The sequence below is a fragment of the Streptomyces sp. NBC_01803 genome (assembly GCF_035917415.1).
Taxonomy (GTDB): domain Bacteria; phylum Actinomycetota; class Actinomycetes; order Streptomycetales; family Streptomycetaceae; genus Streptomyces.
Map to the genome: position 1 here is coordinate 480003 of NZ_CP109073.1, position 10712 is coordinate 490714.

Here is a 10712-nt window from a genome sequence, read left to right on the forward strand (position 1 = left end):
CGGGTGGAGTGGTGAAGGCCGGAGCCGTGCGGGGTCGAGCGGCGGCGCGGACGGCCTCACGCCGCGCGGACGGTGACCGGCAGCCGCGTCACTCCGAAGATGTCCGGCCGCTGGTGGTACTCCGGCTCGCCGCACGCGATGTCGCGGTAGCGGTCGAGCAGCGCCCGCAGCACGATCGAGGACTCCATCCGGGCCAGCGGCGCCCCCAGGCAGAAGTGGATGCCGTGGGAGAACGTCAGGTGCGCGTTGGGCGTCCGGCGCGGGTCGAAGCGGTCCGCGTCGGGGAACTGCCGCTCGTCGCGGTTGGCCGACACGATCCAGGTGACGACGATGCGGCCGGCCGGCACGTCGACCGCGCCGATCCGGGTGTCCTCGCGGGTGAGCCGGTACAGGAACACCACCGGCGGGCGGTGCCGCAGCACCTCCTCCAGGGCGGTGGGCACGGCCGAGGGGTCCTCGCGCAGCAGGGACAGCGAGCCGGGGGTCTCCTCGAAGCACAGCAACGCGTTGCTGAGCAGCAGGGTGGTGGTGAGGTGCCCGGCCAGCAGCATGAACGCGGCGAAGTTGACCGTCTGCTTGTCCGTCAGCCGCTCGCCGTCCACCTCGGCCGCCACCAGCCGGGACAGCAGGTCGTCCCGGGAGCGGGCGCGCCGGTCGCGGACGTGGGACAGCAGGTAGTCGGCCATCTCGTTGAGCTCGGCGGCCCGCGTCTTGGCGTAGCCGCCCTCCACGAACTGACCAGCCGTCACATCACCACTGGGCGGCAGGAGGTACTCGGCCCAGCGGCGGAACATCTCCCGGTCGGAGGTGGGGATGCCGAGCAGCTCCGCGATGACCACGACGGGCAGCGGCCCGGCGAGGTGGTCGACCAGGTCCAGTTGCTCGCGGCCGGCGGCGGCGTCCAGCAGCTCGCGGGTCACCTCCGCGATGCGCGGTTCGAGACCGGCCACCGTGCGCGGGGTGAACGCCTGGCTGACCAGCTTGCGCAGGCGACCGTGGAACGGCGGATCGGTCACGCTCAGCGACGCCTCCGCGAAGTTGGGCAGTCCGGGCTCGGGCGGTGGCGCCAGCGCGCTGAAGTCCGAGGAAAACACGGCGGGTTCGGACAGCACCCGCAGGGCGTCGGCGTGGGTGAGCACGTGGCAGGCGCCGCTGGCCGGGTCGATCCATACCGGATCGGTCCGCCGGGTCTCCCTCAGCCACGCGAACAGGTCGGCGCCGTCGCCCACTACGGGCGGGGGCCCGGCCGAGGCGGGGGCGGTGTCCGGGGGCGTTGACGTCATGGAGTCGTCTCCTCAGGCGTGCTGGACGGTGATGGGCAGGCTCTTGACGCCGAAGATCTCGGGGCTGCGCTCGTAGAAGACCGGCGTGCCGCACCCGATGTCCCGGTAGCGGTCGAGGAGTTCGTTGAGCACGATCCGCGATTCCAGCCGGGCCAGCGGCGTGCCGATGCAGAAGTGGATGCCGTGGCCGAACGTCAGGTGGGCGTTGGGCGTACGGCCGATGTCGAAGCGGTCGGGGTCGGGGAAGTGCCGCTCGTCGCGGTTGCCCGACATCTGCCAGCACATCACCGGCACCTTCGCCGGGACGGTGACCCCGGCCAGCTCGGTCTCCTCGCGCGTGACGCGGGCCTGGAAGACGACCGGCGGGCGGTGCCGCAGCACTTCCTCGATCGCCCGGGGCACCAGCTCGCGGTCGGCCCGCACCGCGTCCGCCTGGTCGGGGTGGTCGGCGAAGCTGAGCAGGGTGTTGCCCATCAGTAGCGATGTGGTCAAGTGGCCCGCGAGCAGGAGGAAGTTGAGGAAGCTGACGGTCTCCCCGTCGGTGAGCCGATCGCCGTCGACCTCGGCCGCCACCAGGCTGCTGATGAGATCGCCGCGCTGCGTGGCGCGGCGGTCCCGGACGTGGCCGAGCAGGTAGGCGTGCATCTCACTGAGCTGGCGCACGATGTCCTCGGGCATCGTGCCGTCCGGGACGGCGCCCACCGGCAGTTCGTAGTTGGTCGACAGCAGGGCCTCGCCCCAGGTGCGGAACAGCTCGCGGTCCGCCGCCGGGATGCCCAGCATCTCCGCGATGACGATGACGGGCAGCGGATAGGCGACGGACGCCACCAGGTCGAAGTCGTCCGCGCCGGCCACCGTGTCGAACAGCTCGCGGGTGAGGCCGACGACCTTCGGCTCCAGCTGGGCGATCATGCGCGGGGTGAACGCCTGGCTGACCAGCCGGCGCAGCTTTCCGTGGCGCGGCGGATCGGTCATGGTCAGCACGCCCTCGGTGAAGTTGGGCGCGCCTTCCTCCGGCGGCGGCATGATCGCGGAGAAGTCGGAGCTGAACACGGCGGGCGTGGACAGGACGTGCAACAGGTCCGCGTAGCGGAACACGTGCAGCGCGCCCGTGGTCTCGTCGCGCCACACCGGATGCCGGTCGCGCATCAGCCGCAGCCAGGCGAGGAGTTCACGCCCGTCACCGACACCTGTGGGGGGCCGGGGCACGCCCTGGCCCGCGGCGGCTTCCGTCGGTTCCATCGGTCGGGTCATCGCGGCCTCACTCCTCGCGGGCCGGGGGCGGTCGGCCCCCGTCGGCTGTCCGGTGCGCTGTCACGCCGGACGCTAGCCGCGCGCGGCGGTCGTCTCCGGGTCGCTGCCGGAAGCTGACGTCATCGGGTCAGGAAGGTGCCAGATCGCCCGGCGGGGCACGGCGGGCGGCTTAGCGTTCCCCTCGGCCGGTATGAGGGTTTTCCGAGCCATCCGGACGTCGGTGACCACGACGGACGTCAGTGACCGGCACAAGCGGAAACGGGGGAATCAGGGTGCAGACGACGGCCCGCGGCGGCAGCCGGTTCCGCGCTCTGGGACCGAGGCAGCTCGACGAGATCGTGCGCCGGTACCCGCTGGGCGGCGAAGAACGGGAAACAGTCCGGCTGTTCAGCCGGGTGCTGCCGTTCCGCGTCAACGAGTACGTGCTGACCGAGCTGATCGACTGGTCGCGGGTGCCGGACGATCCGGCGTTCCAGCTCGTCTTCCCGCAGCCGGGGATGCTCGCCGGCGAGGATGTCGACCTGCTGCGCCGACTGGACGGCCGCCCGGACGGCGACCGGGAAGTGGTCGCGGCGGTGGCGGGCATCCGTGCCCGGCTCAACCCGCACCCGGGCGGTCAGCTCGACCTCAACGTGCCCCGGCGGGACGGCGCGGCGGTGCCCGGCCTTCAGCACAAGTACCGGGAGACCGTCCTGTACTTCCCGGGGCACGGCCAGACCTGCCACGCCTACTGCACGTACTGCTTCCGCTGGGCCCAGTTCATCGGGGCGCCCGACCTGCGGTTCGCCGCTCCGGGACCGGAGGACCTGATCCGCCACCTGCGGGAGCACCCCGAGGTCACCGATGTCCTGGTGACCGGTGGCGACCCGATGGTGATGTCCTCCGAGCGGCTGCGCGCGCATCTGGAGCCGCTGCTGCGGGTGGACCGGGTGCGGACGATCCGGATCGGCACCAAGTCACCGGCCTACTGGCCGCAGCGCTTCACCACCGACCCGGACGCCGACGACGCGCTGCGCCTGTTCGAACAGGTGGTGGCGTCCGGCCGCACGCTCGCGGTGATGGCCCACTTCAGCCACGAGCGGGAGCTCGCCACACCGCTCGCGCGACGGTCCCTCGCCCGCGTTCGCGCGACCGGCGCCTCGGTGTACTGCCAGGCGCCGCTGATGGCCCACGTCAACGACAGCGCGGACGCCTGGTCGGCGCTGTGGCGCGCCGAACTCGCGGCGGGCTGCGTGCCCTACTACATGTTCGTCGCCCGGGACACCGGGCCCTACCGGTACTTCCAGGTCAGCCTCGACCGGGCGGCCGGCATCTTCCGGGACGCCTACAGCCGGCTGCCGGGCCTGGCCCGCACGGTCCGCGGCCCGGTGATGTCGGCGTCCGTGGGCAAGGCCGTGGTCGACGGCGTGGAGGAGCTGCCGGAGGGCCGGTTCTTCCGGCTGCGGCTGCTCCAGGCCCGTGACCCCGGGCTTGTCGCACGGCCCTTCCGGGCCCGCTGGTCGCCGACCGCCGCCTGGCTGGACGACCTGGAGCCCGACCCCGCCACCGACGCCGACCTGCTCGCGGCGCTGAGCGGCGCCGCGCCCGCCGCCACCGGAGCGCGCCCATGACTCTCCGCCCCGCCGCCGTGTCGCCCAACCTCGCCCTCGACCAGGAGGTGGCCCGCCGCCGGGCCGCCGGCGCGCCGGTGGTCCACCTCGGCTTCGGCGAGGCCCGCGTCCCGCTCCACGAGGGGCTGACGCGGGCGCTGCTGGACGGTGCCGGCCGCACCGCGTACGGCCCGGTCGCCGGTGACCCGGGGGCGCTGCGGGCGGTGGCCGGCTACCACGCCCGGCGGCGGCTGCCCACCGAGCCCGGCCAGGTGGTCCTGGCGCCCGGCAGCAAACCGCTGCTGATGGCGCTGGTCGCCGCCGTCGAGGGCGACGTGCTGCTGCCGTGCCCGGCCTGGGTCACCTACGCTCCGCAGGCCCGGCTGCTCGGCCGCCGGGCCACGGCCGTCGCCGTCCCGGCGGAGTGCGGCGGCGTCCCGGACCCGGACGCGCTCGCCCGCGCCGTCCGCGCGGAACGGAAGGCGGGCCGGCGGCCCCGCCTGCTGGTGCTCACGCTGCCCGACAATCCCACCGGAACGCTCGCGCCGCCGTCGCTGGTGCGGCGGGTCTGCGCGGTCGCCCGCGAGGAGGACCTGATCGTCGTTTCCGACGAGATCTACCGGGATCTCCTGCACGACCCGGCCACGCCGTTCCTCAGCCCCGCCGAGGCCGCCCCCGAACGGACCGTGGTGACCACGGGGTTGAGCAAGACGCACGCCCTGGGCGGCTGGCGGATCGGCACCGCCCGCTTCCCGGCCGGGGACCTCGGCACGGCCCTGCGCGACCGGGTCCTGGCGACCGCGAGCGAGGTGTGGTCCGGGCTGGCCGGACCCATGCGGGCGGTGGCCGACTACGCCTTCGGCGAGCCGCCGGACCTGGCCGGGCACGTCCGGGCCGGCGCCCGGCTGCACGCCGGGGTGACCCGCGCCGTGCACCGGGTCGTGGTGGCGGCCGGGGCCGACTGCCGGCCCCCGGCCGGCGGCTTCTACGTCTACCCGGACTTCGAGCCGGTCCGCGAGGCGCTCGCCGGCCACGGGGCCGTCGACTCCGCCTCCCTGGAACGGGTGCTGCTGGAGCGCCACGGGGTCGCGGTGCTCGGCGGCCACCACTTCGGCGACGACCCCCGCGCCCTGCGTTTCCGCGCCGCCACCAGCCTGCTGCACGGTGCCACCGACCAGCAGCGCCGCACGGCGCTGGACTCCGCCGACCCGGCAGGGCTGCCGCACGTGGCCCGGGAGCTGGACCGGCTCGCCGAGGCCCTGGCGAAGCTGACGGCCTGACCGGCCGCCGTACCCCTGAAGGAGGCAGATCACCATGAGTGCCCAGTCAGGCATCGAGACGTCGGCCGCGCGCTCCGGCGGCGATGTGACCGTGTCGCCGCCACACGGGTACGAGGCCCGGGTGGAGCGGGATCTTCCCGTGCTGCTCGCCTGGCTGCGCGAGTACATCGGCCGGCCGCACCAGGCGCTCCACCGCAAGGGTCCCGTCTGCCCGTTCGTCCCCGCCGCGATGAACTCCGGGGCGCTGCGCGTCCATCTCCGATATGAGATCAGTGGCAAGGACCCCGACGAGCTGCGCGAGACGCTCGCCGGTGACCTGCTGAGCTTGCCCGCGACCGGCGCCGACCAGCGGGAACCGGCGCTGGACAGCCTCGTCGTGGCAATGCCCGACCTGGTCGGGGAGGGCCTGGCAGCCCTGGACGAGGCGCACGCGCGACTGAAGGATGTCGCGGTCGAACGCGGCCTGATGATCGGCCAGTTCCACTCAGCCTGCGACGAACGGTCGGTGCGCAACAGCGGGTTCCAGGTCTCCCGCTCCCCCATCCCCGTGCTGGCCGTGCGCCGCATGGCCTCCCACGACATCCTCTTCCTGCACGACCGCGCGCACTGGTTCGCCGCCTACCGGGCCCGTTTCGGGGGACATTTCACGGACGGCCGGATCGGTGATCCGCTTCTGCTGCGGCTGTTCGCGGCGGCCGAGGCCCGCCACCCGGCGGCCGGCGGCCCGGAGAGGCGGGTGCCGTGATGCGCCCGGACGAGCTGGAAGACGCGGTGGCCGTACGGGCGTTGCTGTTCGCCCCGCTCGTCTCCCGGGCGCTGTGCGGCATCGCGGAGCTGGGCATCCCGGATCTTCTGGCGGCCGGCCCGCGGAGCGTCGCGGAGCTGGCCGGGCTGACCGGCGCCCATGAGCCCAGCCTGCGGCAGGCGTTGACCGCGCTGGTGGCGTTCGAGGTCTTCGAGGCACACGGGGACGACCGCTTCGCCCTGGCCCGGCTGGGCTCGGCGCTGACGACCGAGGCGCCCGGCACCGCGCTGCCGACCGCGCTGCTGGCCCACGCGGTGACCGGCCGCGCCTGGCACGGCGTCCCGGACACGCTGCGCACCGGCCGGCCGGCGTTCGACACCGAGTTCGGCACCGACTTCTTCGCCCACCTCGAAGCGCGGCCGTGGCTGCGGGAGATCTTCGACCGCTCCCAGGCGGCCGATCTGGACCTGGAGATCGCCGCCATCCTGCGCTCGTGCGATCTGTCGGCGGCGCGCCTCCTGGTCGATGTCGGCGGCGGCGACGGCGCGTTGCTGGCCCGGCTGCTGGACGCCCACCCCCGGCTGCGCGGCGTCCTGGTCGACCGGCCCGCCGCGGTGACCGCCGCCCGGGAACGGCTCGGCAAGGCCGGGCTGGCTGGGCGCGCCGAGGCGACGGAGGGCGACTTCTTCACCGCCGTCCCCGGCGGCGGCGACGTCTACCTGATGCGGGAGATCCTGCACGACTGGGACGACGCCCAGTGCGTCACCGTCCTGCGGGCCTGCCGCCGGGCCATGCCCGCCGACGGCCGCCTCCTCGTCATCGAACTGGCCGCCGACGACGGCCCCGACACCGGCCCCCGGGCCCGGATGACCGCGCTGATGTCGCTCTACATGCTGTCCGTACTGCCGGGACGGGAGCGCACCGCGCGCGGCTTCGGCGGGCTGCTCGCCGCGGCCGGATTCCACCTGACCTCGGTCCACCGCCTGACCGGTCACAAAGTCCTCATCGAGGCGTCCCCCGGCGCGGCGCCCACCCGTTCATCCGCCATCGGCCGACGCAGCGAGCGGAGCACCGATCATGTCTGAGCGCATCCCCCACTCCCCTGCCCCCTCCTCCCCCTCCTCCCCCTCCTCCCGCTCCTCCCGCTCCGGGCGTCTTCCGCTGACCAGCGCCCAGCTCGCCGCCTACTACGGCCACGAGCTCGACCCGGCGGGGTCGAGCTACAACCAGGCGTCCGTGCTGGAGATCGCGGGGCCGCTGCGGGTGGACGCGTTCGAGGCGGCGGCCCGGCGGGCGGCGGCCGAGACCGACGCGCTGCACGTCCGTTTCCTGGCCGACGAGGACGGACCGGCCCAGTACCCGGACGCGGCCCGGACCGTTCCGCTGACCGTGCTCGACCTGGCCGGGTCCGCCGACCCCGAGGCCGTGGCGGAGGCGTGGACGCGCGCCGACCTCGCGCGTCCGGTCGATCTGACCGCCGGACCAGCCCACGCCCAGGCGCTGTTCCGGCTCGCCGCCGACCGTTTCTGGTGGTACCAGCGCTACCACCACATCGTGCTCGACGGGTACGGCGTGTGGCTGCTCACCCGCAGGACGGCGGAGCTCTACGACCACCTGCTCACGGACGACACACGCGACGGGTGGGGGCCCGACGGAGCCGGTGTGCCCGGGGAGCCGCCGCCGCCGCTGCGCGCCCTGATCGACGAGGAGACCGCGTATGCGCGCTCCGCCGACTTCGCGCGCGACCGCGCCCACTGGACCGGGCACTTCCGGCGGCCTCCGGTTCCCGTGCGGCTGGGCGGGCGATCGGCGCCGGCCGGAGGAAAGTTCGTCCGCCACGAGGTGTCGGCCGACGCGCGGGTCCTGGCGCGGCTGCGCGACCAGGCCGACCGGATCGGGACGCGCTGGACGCGGCTGGCGATCGCCGCCGTGGCCGCGCACACGCACGCGGCCACCGGCCGGCTCGACCCGGTCCTCACCCTCCCGGTCACCGGCCGGACCACCGACACCGGCCGGGCGGTGCCCGGGATGGTCGCCACCATGCAGCCGCTGGCCCTGGCCTACGACCCGGACGCCACCCTGGCCGAGTTCGCGGAGCGGGTCGGACGGACGGTCGGGCAGGCCCTGGTCCACCAGCGGTATCCGTACGAGCGGCTGCGCCGCGACCTGGCGCCCCACGGCCGCGCCCCGAAGCTGTACGGGCCAATCGTCAACGTGCTCGCGTTCTCCGCCGAGCCCTCCTTCGGCGGCCTGCGGGCCGTCCGCCGCTGGATCGCCATCGGTCCGGTGGACGACCTGGAGTTCATGCTCCAGGAGTCGGCCACCGGCGAGCTGCGGCTCACCCTCTGGGCCAACGCCGCCATCTACACCCCGCAGGACGTGGCCCGGCACGCCACCGCGCTCGTCGGGCTGCTGGACCGGATCGGTTCGGCCGGGCCCCGGACCCCCATGCGAGTGATCGCGCCCCCGCACGGCCGGATCGGCGCGAGCGCGAGCGCGAGCGCGGACGCGAGCAGGGCCGTGGGCACGGACGTGGGCACGGGCACGGGCACGGACGCGAGCACGGGCACGGCCACGGACGTGGGCACGGACGCGAGCACGGGCGTGGACGTGGGCACGGGCACGGGCACGGACGTGGGCACGGACGCGAGCACGGGCGTGGGCGTGGGCACGGGCACGGACGTGGGCACGGACGCGAGCACGGGCGTGGACGTGGGCACGGGCACGGGCACGGACGTGGGCACGGACGCGAGCACGGGCGTGGGCGTGGGCACGGGCACGTCTGCGGGCAACACGGGCGCGGACGCGAGCGTGGACGCGGGCACGGGCGTGGGCGTTGGCGCGGACGCGGGCGTGGGCGTTGGCGCAGGCGCGGGCACGGACGCGAGCACGGGCACGGGCACGGACGCGAGCGCCGACGCGAGCACGGGCGTGGGCGTGGGCGTGGGCACGGACGCGGGCACGGGCGTGGGCGCCGACGCGGGCACGGGCACAGGCACAGGCACAGGCACGGGCGCGGGCGCCGACGCGGGCACGGGCGTGGGCGTTGGCGCGGGCACGGACGTGGGCGTGGGCGCGTGCGGCGTGCCGAGGACGGCCGCCGCCCTGTTCGAGAGCCGGGTCGCGGCGGCGCCCGGGGCCGAGGCGCTCGTCGCGGACGGCGAGCCGCCGCTCTCCTACGCCGAGCTCGACGCCCGCGCGGACCGGCTGGCCCGGCGGCTGGCGGAGCGCGGCGCGGGCCCGGAGCGTCTGGTGGCGCTGGCGCTGCCGCGCGGGCCCCTGTTGGTGACGGCCATGCTCGCGGTGTGGAAGACGGGCGCGGCCTTCCTGCCGGTCGATCCGGAGTACCCGGTGGAGCGGATCGAGTACATGCTGACCGACGCGCGGCCGGCCCTCCTCCTCACCGAGCCGGCGGCCGGCCTGTCCGGCGTGGAGCTCGACGGTCTCCCCCGGCTCACCCTGGACCCGGCCGCCCCCGCCGGGCCGGAGGCCGCCGACCCCGGCACCGCCCACGCCCACGCCCACGCCGCCGACGCGACGCGACGTGCCGGGGCCGACCCGGCGCATCCGGCGTACGTCATCTACACCTCGGGCTCCACCGGGCGGCCCAAGGGGGTCGTCGTCACACACGCCGGGGTCGCGGACCTCGTGGCCTCGCAGTCGGCGCGCCTGGCGGCCGGGCCGGGTGCCCGGGTGCTCCAGTTCGCCTCACCCAGCTTCGACGCGGCGTTCTGGGAGCTGGCGATGGGCCTGCTGACCGGCGCCACCCTGGTCGTCGCCCCCACCGACCGGCTCGCGCCGGGCCCGGCGCTCGCGGACACCGTGGCGCGGAACCGCGTCACCCACCTCACCGTGCCGCCCTCGGCGGTCGCGGCCATGACGGGCCTCGGGCTGCCATCGGTCTCCCGCCTGACCGTGGCCGGGGAGGCGGTGACCGACACCCTGGTCCGGGAGTGGTCGGCGGGCCGGTCCCTGGTCAACGCCTACGGCCCCACCGAGACCACCGTGTGCGCCACCATGAGCGAGTCCCTCACCGGGGACGAGGGCGAGATACCCCTCGGCACCGCCGTGCGCGGCACCCGGGTGTACGTCCTGGACGAGGCGTTGCGCCCGGTCGCGTCCGGCGAGACCGGCGAGTTGTACGTCGCGGGCCGGTCGCTGGCGCGCGGCTATCTGCGCCGGGCGGGCCTGACGGCCCAGCGGTTCGTGGCCTGCCCGTTCGGGGCGCCGGGCGAGCGGATGTACCGCACGGGCGACCTGGCGCGCTGGACTCCCGACGGGCGACTCGTCTTCGCCGGACGCGCCGACGACCAGGTCAAGGTGCGCGGCCACCGCGTCGAACTCGGCGAGATCGAGACGGCCTTGGGCCGCCACCCGGCCGTCGCCCGGGTCGCGGCGGCGGTGCGCGACGAACGGATCGTGGCGTACGTGGTCCCGGCGGCCGGGGCGGCGGCGGACGGTGACGCCCTGCGCGCGTTCGTCGCGAGCAGGCTGCCGGACCCCATGGTGCCGGGCGCGGTCGTGTTCCTGGACGCGCTGCCGCTCACGCCGAACGGCAAGA

Annotated in this window: 6 protein-coding genes and 1 pseudogene; 5 read left to right on the forward strand and 2 right to left on the reverse strand. The window is 75.1% G+C overall.

All coding sequences use genetic code 11. The features are described from left to right. Nucleotides 1-56 precede the first annotated feature (56 nt). Both OIE51_RS02070 and OIE51_RS02075 read right to left on the reverse strand, forming a co-directional pair. Nucleotides 57-1283: a cytochrome P450 gene (locus OIE51_RS02070; protein ID WP_326595037.1), complete on the reverse strand. Its 1227-nt coding sequence runs from the start codon at nucleotides 1281-1283 to the stop codon at nucleotides 57-59. Between the two features lie 12 nt (nucleotides 1284-1295). After that, nucleotides 1296-2537 (reverse strand): cytochrome P450, encoded by a 1242-nt coding sequence (locus OIE51_RS02075; RefSeq protein ID WP_326595039.1) that lies wholly within the window; start codon nucleotides 2535-2537, stop codon nucleotides 1296-1298. A gap of 272 nt (nucleotides 2538-2809) precedes the next feature. On the opposite strand from OIE51_RS02075, the gene OIE51_RS02080 reads away from it, so the two are divergent. From OIE51_RS02080 to OIE51_RS02100, 5 genes and pseudogenes are all read left to right on the forward strand, one after another. Then, complete coding sequence (locus OIE51_RS02080; protein WP_326595040.1) at nucleotides 2810-4147, forward strand: KamA family radical SAM protein; 1338 nt, start codon at nucleotides 2810-2812, stop codon at nucleotides 4145-4147. Further along, complete coding sequence (locus tag OIE51_RS02085) at nucleotides 4144-5406, forward strand: pyridoxal phosphate-dependent aminotransferase (protein WP_326595041.1); 1263 nt, start codon at nucleotides 4144-4146, stop codon at nucleotides 5404-5406. Before OIE51_RS02080 ends, OIE51_RS02085 begins: the two co-directional genes overlap by 4 nt. Nucleotides 5407-5440: 34 nt before the next feature. Further along, the gene (locus OIE51_RS02090) at nucleotides 5441-6151 is read left to right on the forward strand and encodes a DUF6875 domain-containing protein (RefSeq protein WP_326595042.1); all 711 of its coding nucleotides are present in this window, start codon (nucleotides 5441-5443) and stop codon (nucleotides 6149-6151) included. After that, the gene (locus OIE51_RS02095) at nucleotides 6151-7236 is read left to right on the forward strand and encodes a methyltransferase (RefSeq protein WP_326600461.1); all 1086 of its coding nucleotides are present in this window, start codon (nucleotides 6151-6153) and stop codon (nucleotides 7234-7236) included. Before OIE51_RS02090 ends, OIE51_RS02095 begins: the two co-directional genes overlap by 1 nt. Then, nucleotides 7229-10699, forward strand: a pseudogene (locus OIE51_RS02100) (amino acid adenylation domain-containing protein); the annotation flags it as partial. The gene OIE51_RS02095 and the pseudogene OIE51_RS02100, both read left to right, overlap by 8 nt. Nucleotides 10700-10712: the final 13 nt, after the last annotated feature.

Coding starts and splice junctions, on each gene's coding strand:
- OIE51_RS02070 (WP_326595037.1), bottom strand. CDS start 1,283: ATGACGTCAACGCCCCCGGACACCGCCCCCGCCTCGGCCGGGCCCCCG.
- OIE51_RS02075 (WP_326595039.1), bottom strand. CDS start 2,537: ATGACCCGACCGATGGAACCGACGGAAGCCGCCGCGGGCCAGGGCGTG.
- OIE51_RS02085 (WP_326595041.1), top strand. CDS start 4,144: ATGACTCTCCGCCCCGCCGCCGTGTCGCCCAACCTCGCCCTCGACCAG.
- OIE51_RS02090 (WP_326595042.1), top strand. CDS start 5,441: ATGAGTGCCCAGTCAGGCATCGAGACGTCGGCCGCGCGCTCCGGCGGC.
- OIE51_RS02095 (WP_326600461.1), top strand. CDS start 6,151: ATGCGCCCGGACGAGCTGGAAGACGCGGTGGCCGTACGGGCGTTGCTG.